This window comes from Pandoraea bronchicola, assembly GCF_902459805.1.
GTDB lineage: Bacteria > Pseudomonadota > Gammaproteobacteria > Burkholderiales > Burkholderiaceae > Pandoraea > Pandoraea bronchicola.
Genome location: NZ_CABPST010000008.1, coordinates 45328 through 59783, shown reverse-complemented (window position 1 = coordinate 59783; position 14456 = coordinate 45328). Strand labels below are relative to the sequence as shown.

Genomic DNA, 14456 nt, shown 5'->3' with positions numbered 1-14456 from the left:
CACCCCAAAAAACGTGAAACGAAACGGCAGGTGAGGATCAGGTCAGGATCCAGCGGTTGAAGCGTTCGAGCGCCACGCTCTGGTTCTGCTGCCAGAACTTCGCGTTGATCTGCACGCCGCTCTTGATGTTCTCGGGGAACGTCGGGCAGTGCTTCGCCACCTCGGGCTTCACGTAATTGAACGCGTCGGGTTGCGTCATGCCGGCCGGGAAGAATTTGGTCAGTTCGGCCTGACGCTTCGGATCGCTGGCGAACTTGATGAACTCGCGGCAGGCGGCAGCGTTCGGCGTGCCCTTGAGGATCGACCAGTTGTCGCAGCCCCAGATGTTCTGGTTCCACACGATCTCGACCGGTACGCCATTGGCCTGCGCCGACTGCGCACGCGAGGCCCACGTGGCAACCATATCCACTTCGCCCGAGCCGAGCATCTGCTCGACCTGTGCGCCGGTGGTCCACCACACGGCCACTTGCTTGGCGATCTTGTCCAGACTCTTGAACGCACGATCGAAGTCGCACGGGTACACCGAACCCGGCGCAACGCCATCGGCCATCAGCGCTTCTTCAATGGTGTCGAACGGGTACTTGCGGATCGAGCGGCGCCCCGGGAAATCCTTCACATTCCACAGGTCGGCCCAGGAGGCAGGCGCCTTGCGGCCCTTGAATGCATCGGTTCGGTAGGCAAGGACCGTCGAGTAGATGTTCGTGCCCACGCCGAACGGCGACATGTACTGCTGAGGAATTTTCGCGATGACCGGGTCCGACTCCAGGCCGTGGCGCTCCAGATACTCCTTGCCCCCTGCCGTCAGCAGCAAAATCGCCGGCTGGCTGATCTTGGCCATGTCCCACGTATAGCTGCCGGCCTCGACCATGCTCTTGATCTGCGCGGTCGGCTCCGCGTTCGCCTGCACGCCGACGACTTCGATGCCCGTCGCCTTGGCGAACGGCTTGTAGAACACGGCGTCGTACGCTTTGGTGTAGATGCCACCGTCGTCGCGCACGACGATGCGCTTGGTCGCGGCGCGCGAGGGCGTCCATACGAACGGGAACGCCACGGCGGCCGCGCCGACGAGCGCCGTCTTCATGGCCGTTCGACGGCCCGGTTGCGCGAGCGGCGATGCGTTGTTGTCGATGATGTCGAGCGGGCTTGCGGAGGTCTTGCGTTTCATCATGGTCTCCGATCTTGACTGGGAGGGTGGGCGCGGCGACGGACCGCAACTTCGGCACAGCCGCCGCGCGCGCAGTTATGGCAAAACAAACAGCAACACTGAAATGACTCAGGGAACGAGGCGTCCCGGATTGAATAATTGGTGCGGATCGAGCGCCGCTTTCACCGTGCGCATGAGCGCAAGTTCGGCCGGCGCCTTATAGCGCTGCATGAGGGGCAGCCCCGTCTGCCCGACGCCATGCTCGGCGCTGAACGTGCCGGACAGACGTGCGGCCACGTCGTTCACGCAGGCGCGCATCGTGTCGGCCATCGACGCACTGTCAGGCAGCGCCGCCCACGCGGCGAACGAGAACATCGGGATGAAGTGGACATTGCCGTCGCCCATATGGCCAACGATCGCCATGTCGAGACCCGGCACGACGGCGTGTACGGCACGCGTGGCGGCATCGATGAATTCGGGCACGCTCGAGACCGGCACGGCGCAATCCGTCGTGAGCCCGACAGCGGCCTTCTTGTTCGCTTCGCTCACGCTGTGGCGCACTTCCCACAGATCGGCGCGCTGGGTTTCGTTGGCCGCGATGACGGCGTCCTCGACCAGCCCTTGCTCGATGGCCTCGCCCAGCGTTTGCGTGAGCACGGTTTCGAGCCCTTCGGCGTCGCGCGTGTCGCCCAGCTCCACGAGCACATGCCAGGCATGCGCGCCCGTGAGCGGATTGCGGCGATTCGGCACGTTGGCCAGCACCAGTTCCAGTTGGTGACGATTCATGATTTCGAAGGCCGACAGACGCGAGCCGCAGGCGTTCTGGAACATGCCGAGAATCTGACGGGCAGCGGCCGGGTCGCGCGGGGCGAACCACGCAAGCGCGTGATGCGTGGGCAGCGGATGCAGCTTGAGCGCGGCGGCAGTGATGATGCCCAACGTGCCCTCCGCACCGATGAACAAATGCTTGAGATCGATCCCCGTGTTGTCCTTGCGCAGCGCGCGCAGGCCATCCCAAACGGTGCCGTCGGCCAGCACGACTTCGAGGCCCAGCACGTTCTCGCGCGTGTTGCCATAGCGCAGCACGCTCGTGCCGCCGGCGTTGGTCGAGAGCGTGCCGCCGATCTGACACGAGCCTTCCGCGCCGAGACTCACCGGATACAAGCGCCCGGCATCGGCCGCCGTATCCTGCACGGTTTTCAGAATGCACCCGGCTTCGACGATCATCGAGCCGTTGGCGGCATCGACCTGACGAATGTGGCGCATGCGCGCCAGATTCAGAATGACGGGCGACGGGCCGTCGGTCGGCGGCACCGCACCGCCGCACAGGCTGGTGTTCCCCCCCTGCGGGAGGATCGGCACACCTGCGGCAGCGCACAGCTTCACGACATCGCTCACTTGCGCGGTCGACGACGGCAGCACGACACACAATGCCTCGCCGCGATAGCGTCCGCGCCAGTCTTCCGTGTAACCGGCGGTATCGGGCCCGCCGCTGAGTACGGCATCCACGCCAAGTGCGTCTTGCAACCGTTGGACCAGCGTCTCGCGCGTCACTGCATCACTCATTTCCTGCCGACTCCTGAATGCTTCGGTTCAACTGGCTCGCCATGACGTCTGTGACAACCCGCAGCGAGCGGTAATGCTCATCCAGACGCACGTCTGGCGATTCGATGTGATCAAGGATAGGCGATAAAAAATTGCAATAAAATATCTTTAATTGCAATGCGCTCGTTTTAGGTGTTTATGCGGATGTGACCGATACGACGGTCAACGCCCTCGTGAGTTAAGTGATAATGAGTGCCACCCCCACACGAGGTGACGTCGACATGCCCGAAGCTACACACTTCATCGGCAATCAATGGGTCGCTAGCGCGAAGCGTCCTGCCATTTCCGCCGCGCCCGCGATCCCGGTTATCGACCCGTCCGACGGTCAACCCTTTGCCGAAATCGCCCGAGGCGACGCCGAAGACATCGACCGCGCCGTGAAGGCCGCGCGTGCCGCCTTCGAAGGCGACTGGGGACGCACCGCCGCCGCAGAGCGCGGCCGCGTGCTGTATGCACTGGCGAATACGCTCGCCAAACATCACGAAGAACTGGCGCAACTCGAAGCCCGCGACACCGGCAAGCCGCTCAAGCAGGCGCGCGCCGACGCTGCCGCCATCGTGCGCTACTTCGAGTTCTACGCGGGGGCCGCCGACAAGCTGCACGGCGAGACGATCCCCTACCAGCAGGGCTTCACCGTGTTCACCCTGCGTGAGCCGCATGGCGTGACCGGCCACATCATTCCGTGGAACTACCCGCTGCAGATCTTCGGACGCAGCGTGGCCGCCGCCCTGGCGACCGGCAACGCCTGCGTCGTCAAGCCGGCCGAAGACGCTTGCCTGTCGCTGTTGCGCGTTGCCGAGTTGTCGCTGGAGGCGGGACTTCCCCCCGGGGCCCTCAATATCGTGACGGGGTATGGCGCGGAAGCCGGTGCGGCGCTCGCGCGGCATCCGGGGATCGATCACCTCTCGTTTACCGGCTCGCCCGCGACAGGCACGCTGATCTCGCAGACGGCCGCCGAGAACCATACGCCAGTCACGCTGGAGCTTGGCGGCAAGTCGCCCCAGATCGTTTTCGCCGATGCCGACATGAACGCCGTGCTGCCGGTCGTCGTCAACGCCATCGTGCAGAACGCCGGGCAGACGTGTTCGGCAGGCAGCCGTCTGTTGGTCGAGCGAGACGCCTACGAGACCGTACTCGCGCATCTGGCCGAGGCGTTCGCGCACCTGCGCGTCGGGCCGTCGCGTGACGATCTCGATCTCGGCCCGCTGATTAACGCCCGTCAACAGCAGCGCGTGTGGGACTTCCTGTCCGAAGCACAACACGACGGCATTGCCGTGATGTCGCAGGGTGAAGTCGTCGGCAGTGCGCCGGAGGCTGGCTTCTATCAGGCGCCCACGCTCCTGCGCGACGTGCCCGCGACGCATCGTCTCGCCCGTGAAGAAGTGTTCGGCCCGGTACTCGCGGCCATGCCGTTCACCGATGAGGCCGACGCCGTGCGTCTGGCCAACGGCACCCTCTACGGGCTTGCGGCCGGCGTGTGGACGCGCGACGGCGCACGCCAGATGCGCATGGCGCGTGCCATCCGCGCAGGCCAGGTCTTCATCAACAACTACGGCGCAGGCGGTGGCGTGGAGCTGCCCTTCGGCGGCATGCGGCACTCCGGTCACGGACGCGAAAAAGGCTTCGAAGCCCTTTATGGCTTCACCACGCTCAAGACGGTCGCCATCCGGCACGGCTAACGTCCATTCGGCAATTCGGCAATTCGGCAATTCGGCAATTCGACGATTTCTTAGCAACACCCTGCGGCACGCAACCTGACTTAGATCGCAGCGACACGCGGGACACCGCTGATCGGCCCCGCGCTTCGCCACAACAAGGCAACTCAGGAGACAAGGCATGCGTTTGCAAGAGAAAGTGGCCATCGTGACCGGCGCCGGTTCCGGCTTCGGCGAGGGCATCGTCAGGACATTTGCGCGTGAAGGCGCAGCGGTCATCGTCAACGACCTGAATCGCGAAGCCGGCGAGCGCGTAGCGAGCGATATCGTCAACGCGGGCGGGCGCGCCGCGTTCGTGTACGGCGACGTGTCACACGAAGACGATCACGTCACCCTGCTCGATGAAGCCGTCACACGTTTCGGTCATCTCGACATCGTGGTCAACAACGCTGGCACCACGCATCGCAACAAGCCGCTGCTCGAAGTCACGGAGGCCGAGTTCGACCGCGTCTATGCCGTGAACGTCAAAAGCATCTTCTGGAGCGCTCGCGCCGTCATCCCGTACTTCATGCAACGCGGCGCCGGCGTGATGATCAACATCGCCTCGACGGCGGGCGTGCGCCCGCGCCCCGGACTCGTCTGGTACAACGGCAGCAAAGGGGCCGTGATCACCGCGAGCAAGGCCATGGCCGCCGAGTTCGGCCCGCACAATATCCGTGTGAACTGCGTCAATCCGGTGATTGGCGACACGGGACTGACCGCCGAATTCATGGGCGTGCCCAATACCCCCGAGAACCGGGCCAAGTTCCTCGCCGGCATTCCGCTCGGGCGCTTCTCCACGCCGCAGGACATTGCCAATGCCTGCCTCTATCTCGCCAGCGACGACGCCGCCTTCATCACCGGCGTCTGCCTCGAGGTCGACGGCGGACGTTGCATTTGAGCCGTCCACCGCTTCTTTGCAGTCTGTAGCACTCGTAGTTGTCGCACTCACACCATAACGACAGACAACACAACGTCAAACCGGAGGAGATCCGTATGAACAGCGTTCCGACGCCCCCCTCGCCCATGGCCAACACGCCGTCGGCGGACTTTGAAGCGAGCACCTACCGCAAGGTCGGCTGGCGGCTGATTCCGTTCTTGCTGCTGTGTTATGTGGTCGCGTATCTCGACCGCGTGAACGTCGGCTTCGCCAAGTTGCAGATGGTTGGCGAGCTGCAATTCTCCGAGACAGTGTTCGGTCTCGGCGCGGGCATCTTCTTCATCGGCTACTTCATCTTCGAAGTGCCGAGCAACGTGATCCTGCATCGTGTGGGCGCGCGCGTATGGATCGCACGGATCATGATCTCGTGGGGCATCATTTCGGGCGCGATGATGTTCGTCACCACCCCCGCGATGTTCTACATCATGCGATTCCTGCTTGGCGTGGCCGAGGCGGGCTTCTTCCCGGGCATCATCCTGTACATCACGTATTGGTACCCGGCCTCGCGGCGCGGACGCATGACCGCCTGGTTCATGACGGCCGTGGCGCTGTCGGGGCTGATCGGCGGACCGCTCTCGGGATGGATTCTCAAGGACATGAGCGGCGTGTCCGGCCTCGCCGGCTGGCAGTGGATGTTCCTGATCGAAGCCGTTCCGTCGGTGCTGATCGGCATCGCCGTGCTGTTCGTGCTCGACGACCGTATCCGCGACGCCAAATGGCTTAGCGAGGCCGAGAAGTCGATGCTCGAGCGCAACATCGCCAGCGACGTGCTCACCAAGGAGGACCTTCCGCTGCGCCAGGTGTTCTCCAGCCCGCGCGTCTGGATGATGAGCCTCATCTACTTTTCGTTCGTGATCGGCCTGTACGGCGTGGGCTTCTGGCTGCCAACGATCATCAAGGGTACGGGCGTGACCGATCCGTTGCAGATCGGACTGCTCACGGCAATTCCGTACTTCTTCGCGGTGATTGCGATGGTCGTGGTCGGGCGTCGCTCCGATCTGCGCGGCGAGCGCCGCTGGCACATCGCGATTCCCGCGTTCCTCGGTGCGATTGGCCTGTTCCTGTCGACGGTCTGGAGCCACAACACGCAGCTCGCCATGGTCGCACTGACGCTCGCCACGATGAGCATCATGATCGTGCTGCCGCTGTTCTGGAGTCTGCCCACCGCGTTTCTCGGCGGCACGGCTGCCGCCGCCGGCATTGCCATGATCAACTCGCTGGGCAACCTGGCCGGCTTCGTTGGCCCTTACCTGATCGGGTTTCTCAAGGATGCTACCCAGAGCACCAACAGCGGCATGTTCCTGCTCACGGTCTTCATGATTCTGGGCGGGCTGCTCACGCTGTCGGTGCCCGCGCGGCTTGTGAACAAATGATGACCACGCGGATCGCCTGATGAAACCTCGTCTCGGCAACCGAGACCCAGGCGCCACGGGGCCGCTGGCCCGGCGGCACCCTTGGGAGTAACATGCGTGAGGCCGTCCCCGCCGGGACGGCCTGTTTTTTGCCCCCAAAGATCCGCATGCCCGCCAACGACTCACAGACGACGCCGGCCAGCGTCTCGCTTACCCCCGCCGAGGTCAAGTCGATCCTCTCCGGCCTGCTGCTCATCATGTTTCTCGGCTCGCTCGATCAGACCATCGTCGCGCCTGCCCTGCCGACCATCGCCCGGGACCTGGGCAGCTTCGATGCCGTTTCGTGGGTCGTCACCGCGTACCTGCTTTCCTCCACCGCCATTACCCCCATCGTCGGCAAACTCTCCGATCTGTTCGGACGCCGCGTCGTCATCGCCGTGAGCGTGGCAGTCTTCCTCGTGGGATCGGTGTTGTGCGCACTGGCGCCGAGCATGCTCGCGCTGATCCTCGCGCGCGGCGTTCAGGGCCTGGGGGGCGGCGGCCTCATTGCCCTGTCCAACACGGTCATCGCGGATATCGTCTCGCCACGTGAGCGAGGCCGGTATCAGGGCTATATCTCCGGCATGTTCGCCGTCTCCGGGGTGGCCGGCCCCGTCACCGGCGGCGTGTTCGCACAGTACCTGAACTGGACGCTTATCTTCTGGATCAACCTCCCGCTCGGCGTGCTCGCCATCTACCTGAGCGACCGGGCGCTGCGCCGTCTGCCCCGCCGCGAAGGCAAGCCGAGCATCGATTATCTCGGGTCGCTTTTGCTCATCGTTGCCACCGTCTGTCTGTTGCTCGCGCTGACATGGGGCGGGCATCGCTACGCTTGGCTCTCGACGGAGATCGGTGGTCTGATCGCCGCCGCCGTCATCGTGGGCGCCGTCTTTCTGCGTCATCAGCGCGCGGTGCGCGAACCGCTACTGCCGCTCGCGCTGCTCGCCAACCCGGTGTTCCGGATGACGTCGACGATGGCAGTGCTGGTGATGATGGTCAACATCAGCATCGGAATCTACGTGCCGCTGTATCTTCAGTTGCAGCGTGGCGAATCCGCCAGCAGTTCGGGGCTGATGCTGATCCTGCCGCTGCTGGGTATCGTGGCAGGCGCGCTCGGCGCGGGGCATTACATGCGCCAGACGGGACATTACAAACGTCCGCCGCAGATCGGTTTGCCCGTGGCATTTCTCGGGCTTGCGACGATCGCGCTGGGTGTGCAGTCGCTTCCGCTCGTGGTGATCGGGTTGTGCCTGGGGCTCGTCGGCATCGGTTTCGGCTCGGCCATGCCGGTCATGACCGTGGCGACGCAAAACGCCGTCGCGCCTCGCGACATCGGCATCGCAACGGCGGCGCACGCGTTCTTCCGGGCACTGGGCGGGATGATCGGCGTGGCGATGTTCGGTGCACTCATCGTCGGCCTGCTGGTCTCTGGCGACGACGGCAGCGCACCGCGCGAACTCACCGACTTTTTGCGCCCGGGCGGCGCACCGGCCGGAATGGCGGAGCATCTGCGGCTCGCCTTCGGCGCCTTCTTCGGCGGGAGCGCACTGATCGCAGCGCTCGCCATCGTCGCACTCGCGCGGCTGCCGGAATTGCCGCTGCGTCAGAGTTCGGGGAACGAGGCGACGGCCATCGAGTAACAAAGCAGCCAGCGCCGCACGCGCGCTGCGCGGTTCTGCAAAGCCCGGACACACGCCGCAAAGTCGTGCGTCCGGCACCACGGCACAGTGCGGACTCCCGTTATCACTTCAGGAGTCCGTATTGTTCCCGTCTTCACCTTCGAGCACCACCGCGTCGTTTACCTCGACAACCAACACGACTACTGCCACCACCACCGCCACCGCCACGACGGCCAGCGGCCCGGGAACAACCACGGCAGCAGCGTCACATGCCGCCTTTCTGGCAGATTTCTGGCAGGCAACGCAATTCTCACTGAGTCCGCCGACGCTCCCTGCAACGACGCAGGCCGGCGCGCCCGACATGGCAACCGCGACCGGCCTCTCAAGGCCCGACATGGGTTACGCGTTTACCGGTCTCTTCCAAAATCCCGACGCGAACTTCCTCACGTTTGAAAGACCCGGCGGATCGGACCTGACGACGCCGTGGCATGCCATGCTGCCGCAAACGGCCAAGCGGCCTTTCGATGTGGCATTCAGCGACGAAAGCCGTGCCGCCTTGGCGGCGAGCCGGGTTCGGCTCATGGCCTTGCCGGAGATCCCCGCGCTGGAGCCTGCGCCGTCAACCTCCGGGATCGGGCGCAGATCCGGCATTTCGGTCTCGGATAACGTATTGCGTAAGACGCTGCTCGCCCTGTCCGACGCGGGCACACAGGCCGCCGACTGGCTTGCCACACTCGAGTCGCGGGCGGTCGACACCGCACTGGAACAAGGGCCGTATCTGGATGCGCGCTACCTGCTCGAAGGGCTTGTCAGGCGATTGGAGGCCGAACAGGCAATCGATCCCTGGCCGGTAGCATTCGAGCGCGTCGTGTCGCTTATCACGCGCTTCGAGTCTCGTACGATGGATGCCGCAAAGACGCTGTTGCTCACCCACGACAGCGCATCTCGCGACGAGGCACAACTCCTCGCCAGCGCGTCGACGCACGCGAGCATCGATCGCCTGATCGCCCATCGGCTTCATGCGATTGCGGATATGCCTGCGGAGATCCGTACAAGCGCGTGGGCCGATATGCTCGCCAGCCTCCAGCGTTCGACGGCAGGGGGCAACACCGAGCGGCTCGTGACGCTGGCGACATTTATCACACTGTTACCCGAGTCCGAGCGGCGAAGGGCCGCCGAGTCGATCGTCACCGCGACCCGCACGCTAAGTGAGCGTGACGGATGGAGCGAACTCACGAAAACGCTCCTGGAAGCCGTGCCGCCCGCCGACAAGACGGCAATCGCACGCGCGATGGTTCATCCGGACCGGGGGGTGTACGGCATTCCCATGAAAGCCACGGTTGCGGTGATCTCCGACCATATCGAACGGATCCCGTTGCAAGATGCCCGCCCGTTGCTCAGACATCTCATCGAAATCGCCACGATGGCGGGCGAGTTCGATCACCTCGTCTTCTCGAGCGGCGAGTGCATCGAGATGCTCCACGATCTGCATTCGACGTGCCTGAGCCGGCGCTTCGGCGACCTCGTCACGGAAGTGCAAGACAAGCTCGTCGAGGCGTTCGACGATTACAAGGCCGCCGTGCTGGACTGACCGGCGGGAGAAAACGAAGACTGGGAGGGATCGGTGCGCTTCGGAGCGCTCCTGTGACAGGCACCGATGCAGCCGCATTGCGCGGATGCCATCGGTGCCTCGCAGGGCTTACGCGGTCGCGCAGGCCCGATAGTGACGGTTGGCCTGATCCATCTGGCCAAGACCTTCGAAGAGTTGCGCCAGCGCCAGATGCACGCGCTGCTGCAACTGACGCTCGTCGGTGTGACGCAGCGCCCCTTCGAGGAACGTCTGCGCCTTGCCCCACAGACGTTGATGCTGACACAGCTTGCCCAGCGCGAAGAGCAGATCGGGATCGTTCGGATGGCGCTGCTGCCACGCCTCGGCCTTCTGGATAAGCGGCAGCGCGTCGCCCCCTGCACACTCCGCATACCGCCGCAGCAGACGCGGGTCCCAATGCTCGGCCAGGGCGGCTTCGACGATGTCACGCGCCTCACGCGGCCGGTCGAGCGAAATCAACAACTCCGCCGCCACATCGGCGATTCGCGCCGACGTGCGGGTGTCGGCCGGCAGTTCCTGCCAGCACTTGAGCAGTGCGTCGGCGTCGTGCCGGTGATCGCGCAGAATCCCCTCGCTGGCCGTTTGCTTGAGCTTGGCCGCCAGCGCCGGATGCAGCGCCTCGCGCTTCTCCAGCACCTTGAGCAGGTTCAGCACTTCCGGCCAATGCTTCAGATGCTGATGCGCCCGCAGCGCGACAAGTTGTGCCTGCATGCGACGTGCGCCCTGCGCCCGCATCTCGGTGAGCGCTTCGAGCGCCCCTTCCGCATCGCGGGTGTCGACGCGCAACTCCGCCGTCTGCAACAGACGCGCCTCTTCCAGATTCGCCCCTTGCGCCTCGGCCAGCCATGCGTCGCGACGCGCAAACTCACGCATACGATGTGCCGCCCTCGCCCCGATAATCGCCGCCACACCGCGATTGTCGTCTTGCTCGGCGGCCTCACGCGCGGCCTTCTCCGCACGCGTGTAGCGCCCCGCGAAGAGGTTGGCGACCGCGTCGCGCAACGCAATGTTCGCGCGACGGCTGCGTTGGCGATTGCGGTAAGCGGCCACACGCTCGGGCATCTTGTAGATGTTGCGCAAGATACGAATGATGACGTACAGCGCAACGAACAAGGCCAACAGCGCCAGCACGAAAAGGTTCAGCGACACGTCCACACGGTACGGCGGCACCAGCATCACCACCTGCCCGTGATTGAACGTGGCCAGCACGGCGAAGCCGGCCGCCACCGCGAACAGGAGCGTCAACCAGATCAATCCTCGCATGCCCGGCTCCTTACGGCTTTTCCTTGACGTCCTTGACCTGACCGATGGCGGTCAGGCTGGCGTCAAGGGTCGGCAGTTCGATCGTGCGCGAGCCCGAGTCGATCTGATCGAGCAGCGTTTTCACGGCAGCGATGCGGCGTGATTTCGCATCGAAGTACTTGTCGAGTGCAGCTTGCGCGACCAGCACGTCGCTATGTACCGCCGACGCGTTGCGCGCCAGCAGCGCCAGACGCGCGTTCAGCAAACGCAGCTTCAGATTGGCGCGCAGGAATGCGCCTTGCTCCGGCGCTACGAGCATCACGTCCGGATCGTCCAGACGGCGCACCTGCACCAGTTGCTTCAGGCTGCCCAGCATCTCGGACGACAGGCGGTGCCACGTCGCGGTCCAGCCCGTCTCGCCAGCACCGCTCGGGCCGCTGATGTCCGTCTTCGGCGCGGCGCGTTGCTCCTCCGCCTGCAACGGCAGCGTGTCGATCATGGCGATCGCCTGATCGAGCTTGCCCGTCAGTTGCGGCAGATCGGCGGCCGGCACAGCCTTCAGGCGGTCGATGTCCTTCTTCAGCGCATCGCGCACACCCGCGAGTTGCGGAGCGCCGGTACGGGCCAGACGGGCGTCCGCGCCCTCCAGCGCAATCAGCGCGCCACGCACGTTACCGGTGAGTTGCAACTGTTGGTTGGCACTCGTGACGATCTGCTCGGTTTCCGCCAGCACCCATTCGTCGCGGTTGTGCGCGAGTTCCTGGTAAAGCTGTTCGAGCGCCGCCTGCTGGCTGCGCGAGTCGGACACGCGGCCCTCGAGCGACGTCAGCCGGTTTTGCAGATCGCGTTGATTGTCGAGCGCCTGCGCAGTCCGGACTTGCGCCTGCATGAGCTGTGCGTCGCCCGCCTGCTGACGGCGCGCCATTTCCTGCTGCACGCGGTCGAGCTTCTGGTTGAGCGACCAGCCACCGATGCCGGCCCCCGCCGATACGAGCACGAAGAGCAGCCACGGCAGCGCGGCCCCCGAGCCGCGACGCTTCTGCGGCGGCTCAGGCGGTTGCCACGCGGGTGGCACGCCTGCCGTGCCGTAGGAGGCACCGCCGGTCGCAGTGGAATTCGACGCCGCCGGGCCGGTCGACGCCGACGGGTTCTGGGAAGACTCTGGAACGCGATTATCTGTCGTCATGCTTGACTTGAATGGGATCCGCCCATGTTTTGAGTGCCGCCAGCAGGTTCTCATCGCCGGGCGCGCATTGCGTAATCCTATCAAACCCCGCTGCGCGCGCGGCATCTGCGATGCGCGCATGTGACGTAAAGCACGCCGCAGCAAGGATTTGCGCCAGCACTTGCGGGGTGCCCGGCGTGTGAAGGCCCTCGCGCGTACCGTAACGCGCAGCGAGCAATGTGGCCAGATGCCGCACGGCCTCGGAGCTGGTCAGCACCCAGGCGCAGCGTGCAGGCGAGGCCAGCCGGGCTTCGAGTGCGGCCCAGGCGGCGGCGTCCGGCGCGGGTGCGCGGCGCGTGTAGGCGCTCACGATGTCGACCTGCGCGCCACTCGCGCGCAACGTATCGGCCAGCAGATCGCGGCCGCCGTCGCCCCGCACGAGCAGCACGCGCTGTCCGGCAAGCGCCGTCAGATCGAGTTGTTCGAGCAAGGCTTCCGAGTCGAATCTCGCCGCCGGACCGCCCGGCGGCACGATCACCCGGTGTCTCGGTGCAGCGATGCCCGCATCGGCCAGCGCCTGCGCGCTGCCTGGACCGACCACCGCCACCGGCAACGCAGCCGGCCAGAGGTCTCCGGCGATGCCGCAGGCATCCGTTGCACGGGCAACCCCGCGACCATCGAGCGACTGAAGATGCACCAGCCGCGTCAACGCATGCGCGACCGCATTGGGCGAAACAAACACCGTCAGCGCGTAAGCCGGCAGCGAGCGCAACGCCCGATCGAGAGCCGCCAGCGCGCTGGGGTCGGCTTGCGCCGCAATGTCCAGCAGCGGGAACGCTAGCGTGTCGACGCCTTCAGCATTCAGCGCTTTGGCAAGGGTGTCCGCCTGTCCGTCGGGCCGCGTGAGAATAGCGCACGGCGCGGCTAGCGCAGCAGCACCCGTGACAACGCGGGCAGCAGCAGTCGCCGGCGAAAGACCGGCGGCGGGCGGCAGGACCGGCGCGCGCGGGCTCAAACGGGAGGGTCCTTCGGCTCGGACGGCGGCACCAGCGCCAACCCGCCCGCGTCGATCAGTTCCTGCGCCACACGCTGCCCCAATGCCTCGGCGCCTGCCACATCGCCCTGGGCGATATGGGCCGCACCCTGCGCGCGAAGCACCGTGGCGCCATCGGTCGACGCAATGAAAGCTCGCAACGCCAACTCGCCCTGCGGGGTAAATTCGGCGAATGCCCCCAACGGAACCTGACACGACCCGCCCAGTGCCCGTGAGACTGCGCGCTCGGCGCTGACCGCCAGCGTAGTTCGGGCGTCATGCAGCGGTGCGAGCCAGTGCAGGATTTCGGGACGTCCGGCGCGCACTTCGATGCCAAGCGCGCCCTGTCCGGCCGCCGGCAAGCTGACCTCGGTCGGCATCGTGGCGCGAATGCGTGCGCCAAGCCCCAGCCGCTTGAGGCCCGCCGCAGCGAGAATGATCGCGGCGAAATCGCCCCGGTCGAGCTTGCCCAGACGCGTATCGAGATTGCCGCGCAACGGCGCGACCTTCAGATGGGGATATCGGGCGCGCAAGCTCACTTCACGGCGCAGACTCGACGTGCCGACCACCGCCCCGGCGGGCAGCGCATCGAGGCTGTCGTAGTCATTACTGACGAAAGCGTCGCACGGATCTTCGCGCTCGAGCACCGCCGCCAGCGTGAAGCCGCCGGGCAGTTGCATCGGCACGTCCTTGAGCGAATGGACGGCGAGATCGGCGCGTCCGTCGGCCAGTGCAAGCTCGAGTTCCTTGACGAAGAGCCCCTTGCCGCCGACCTTCGCGAGCGATCGGTCGAGAATCTGGTCACCACGAGTGGTCATTCCGAGAATACTCACGTGACACTGCGGATATAATTTGTGCAGCGCGTCACGCACGTGTTCGGCTTGCCACATGGCGAGCCGGCTCTCGCGCGAAGCGATCACCAGGGTTTCAGGAGCAGCGAAGTTCATTCAGCAACCGCGTGAAGACCAAAAGAAAAAATGGTAACACGCTTGGCCGGCCCGAAAGGCTGGTCTC

At 65.2% G+C, this 14456-nt stretch carries 12 protein-coding genes; 5 read left to right on the top strand and 7 right to left on the bottom strand.

The window, feature by feature from the left end:
• Positions 1–37 precede the first annotated feature (37 nt).
• Positions 38–1165: an ABC transporter substrate-binding protein gene (locus PBR20603_RS15465; protein ID WP_217425970.1), complete on the bottom strand. Its 1128-nt coding sequence runs from the start codon at positions 1163–1165 to the stop codon at positions 38–40.
• A 108-nt stretch (positions 1166–1273) separates the two neighbouring features.
• Positions 1274–2710 (bottom strand): FAD-binding oxidoreductase, encoded by a 1437-nt coding sequence (locus tag PBR20603_RS15460; protein ID WP_150560405.1) that lies wholly within the window; start codon positions 2708–2710, stop codon positions 1274–1276.
• A gap of 260 nt (positions 2711–2970) precedes the next feature.
• Here PBR20603_RS15460 and PBR20603_RS15455 point away from each other — a divergent pair, with 260 nt between their 5' ends.
• The 4 genes from PBR20603_RS15455 (at position 2971) to PBR20603_RS15440 (ending at position 8414) form a co-directional block, all read left to right on the top strand.
• Positions 2971–4428, top strand: coding sequence for an aldehyde dehydrogenase family protein (locus tag PBR20603_RS15455; RefSeq protein WP_150560404.1), 1458 nt, complete (start codon positions 2971–2973; stop codon positions 4426–4428).
• Between the two features lie 157 nt (positions 4429–4585).
• Positions 4586–5344: an SDR family oxidoreductase gene (locus tag PBR20603_RS15450; protein ID WP_150560403.1), complete on the top strand. Its 759-nt coding sequence runs from the start codon at positions 4586–4588 to the stop codon at positions 5342–5344.
• A gap of 95 nt (positions 5345–5439) precedes the next feature.
• On the top strand, positions 5440–6756 hold the full coding sequence (locus PBR20603_RS15445; RefSeq protein ID WP_246174732.1) for an MFS transporter: 1317 nt from the start codon (positions 5440–5442) through the stop codon (positions 6754–6756).
• Between the two features lie 146 nt (positions 6757–6902).
• Positions 6903–8414 (top strand): MDR family MFS transporter, encoded by a 1512-nt coding sequence (locus tag PBR20603_RS15440; RefSeq protein WP_174977940.1) that lies wholly within the window; start codon positions 6903–6905, stop codon positions 8412–8414.
• 108 nt (positions 8415–8522) lie between these two features.
• Here the strand turns inward: PBR20603_RS15440 and PBR20603_RS15435 are convergent, their stop codons facing one another.
• Positions 8523–8756, bottom strand: a complete 234-nt coding sequence (locus tag PBR20603_RS15435) for a hypothetical protein (RefSeq protein ID WP_174977939.1) — start codon at positions 8754–8756, stop codon at positions 8523–8525.
• On the opposite strand from PBR20603_RS15435, the gene PBR20603_RS15430 reads away from it, so the two are divergent.
• On the top strand, positions 8755–9984 hold the full coding sequence (locus tag PBR20603_RS15430) for a hypothetical protein (RefSeq protein ID WP_174977938.1): 1230 nt from the start codon (positions 8755–8757) through the stop codon (positions 9982–9984). The genes PBR20603_RS15435 and PBR20603_RS15430 overlap by 2 nt on opposite strands.
• A 108-nt stretch (positions 9985–10092) precedes the next feature.
• On the opposite strand, the gene PBR20603_RS15425 is transcribed toward PBR20603_RS15430, so the two are convergent.
• From PBR20603_RS15425 to hemC, 4 genes are read right to left on the bottom strand one after another with little or no spacing between them, the layout of a single operon-like run.
• Positions 10093–11265, bottom strand: a complete 1173-nt coding sequence (locus tag PBR20603_RS15425; protein ID WP_150560399.1) for a heme biosynthesis protein HemY — start codon at positions 11263–11265, stop codon at positions 10093–10095.
• 10 nt (positions 11266–11275) lie between these two features.
• A complete protein-coding gene (locus PBR20603_RS15420) occupies positions 11276–12430 on the bottom strand; it encodes a uroporphyrinogen-III C-methyltransferase (RefSeq protein WP_174977937.1) in 1155 nt (384 codons plus the stop codon).
• Positions 12417–13424 (bottom strand): uroporphyrinogen-III synthase, encoded by a 1008-nt coding sequence (locus PBR20603_RS15415; protein WP_174977936.1) that lies wholly within the window; start codon positions 13422–13424, stop codon positions 12417–12419. The genes PBR20603_RS15420 and PBR20603_RS15415 overlap by 14 nt, the downstream gene beginning before the upstream one ends.
• Positions 13421–14389 carry a hydroxymethylbilane synthase gene (gene hemC, locus PBR20603_RS15410; protein ID WP_150560396.1) on the bottom strand — a complete coding sequence of 323 codons (969 nt, stop codon included), beginning with the start codon at positions 14387–14389 and terminating at the stop codon, positions 13421–13423. The genes PBR20603_RS15415 and hemC overlap by 4 nt, the downstream gene beginning before the upstream one ends.
• Between the last annotated feature and the right edge of the window lie 67 nt (positions 14390–14456).

Coding starts and splice junctions, on each gene's coding strand:
- PBR20603_RS15465 (WP_217425970.1), bottom strand. CDS start 1,165: ATGAAACGCAAGACCTCCGCAAGCCCGCTCGACATCATCGACAACAAC.
- PBR20603_RS15450 (WP_150560403.1), top strand. CDS start 4,586: ATGCGTTTGCAAGAGAAAGTGGCCATCGTGACCGGCGCCGGTTCCGGC.
- PBR20603_RS15435 (WP_174977939.1), bottom strand. CDS start 8,756: ATGTCGGGCGCGCCGGCCTGCGTCGTTGCAGGGAGCGTCGGCGGACTC.
- hemC (WP_150560396.1), bottom strand. CDS start 14,389: ATGAACTTCGCTGCTCCTGAAACCCTGGTGATCGCTTCGCGCGAGAGC.
- PBR20603_RS15425 (WP_150560399.1), bottom strand. CDS start 11,265: ATGCGAGGATTGATCTGGTTGACGCTCCTGTTCGCGGTGGCGGCCGGC.
- PBR20603_RS15440 (WP_174977940.1), top strand. CDS start 6,903: ATGCCCGCCAACGACTCACAGACGACGCCGGCCAGCGTCTCGCTTACC.
- PBR20603_RS15430 (WP_174977938.1), top strand. CDS start 8,755: ATGGCAACCGCGACCGGCCTCTCAAGGCCCGACATGGGTTACGCGTTT.
- PBR20603_RS15460 (WP_150560405.1), bottom strand. CDS start 2,710: ATGAGTGATGCAGTGACGCGCGAGACGCTGGTCCAACGGTTGCAAGAC.
- PBR20603_RS15455 (WP_150560404.1), top strand. CDS start 2,971: ATGCCCGAAGCTACACACTTCATCGGCAATCAATGGGTCGCTAGCGCG.
- PBR20603_RS15445 (WP_246174732.1), top strand. CDS start 5,440: ATGAACAGCGTTCCGACGCCCCCCTCGCCCATGGCCAACACGCCGTCG.
- PBR20603_RS15420 (WP_174977937.1), bottom strand. CDS start 12,430: ATGACGACAGATAATCGCGTTCCAGAGTCTTCCCAGAACCCGTCGGCG.